At 53.1% G+C, this 437-nt stretch carries 2 protein-coding genes; one reads left to right on the forward strand and one right to left on the reverse strand.

The genetic code is table 11. The features are described from left to right. On the reverse strand, window positions 1–238 hold a 238-nt coding region (locus tag H7U37_RS15295), incomplete at its 3' end, for a CHC2 zinc finger domain-containing protein (RefSeq protein WP_243414351.1). Between H7U37_RS15295 and H7U37_RS15300 the strand changes: the two genes are divergently transcribed. Then, window positions 237–437, forward strand: a 201-nt coding sequence (locus tag H7U37_RS15300; protein WP_204877023.1) for a hypothetical protein, incomplete at its 3' end; no start/stop codon positions are given. The two genes, H7U37_RS15295 and H7U37_RS15300, sit on opposite strands and share 2 nt — an antisense overlap.

Raw genomic sequence — 437 nt, forward strand, 5'->3', positions numbered from 1 at the left:
CCAGCTTCTGCGCTGCTTCGTAACTGCTCAGGTCAAATAACCTCGCCACAAGGTCGATTACATCGCCGGTGGCCCCGCAGCCGAAGCAGTAAAAATACCGTTCATTCAGTTTCATGCTGGGGTGCCGGTCCTCATGGAACGGACAGCTACACATCCCGTTTCGGTTGACTTGCAGCCCGTAGTGTTCCGCCGCATCCGGCACACAAATATTCTGTTTTACCAGTTCAAAGAGTGTCATGAAAATCCCTCCGTTTCAGGGCATAAAAAAAGCGGCCTGCCCGGTTTATTGGGGCAGGCCGCAGTCCTTATGCAGTTTGTGTTATTTCATTTTCTTTGGCTTTCCGCTTTTCCTGCCGGTAGAACTTCTCCCGGCAGGCGGGTTTGCAAAATTTAGCGTTGGGGCGGACAGACTGGAACGGCTCTCCGCAGCACTGGCA

It is taken from the genome of Pseudoflavonifractor phocaeensis (assembly GCF_016901735.1).
Lineage (GTDB): Bacteria > Bacillota > Clostridia > Oscillospirales > Oscillospiraceae > Pseudoflavonifractor_A.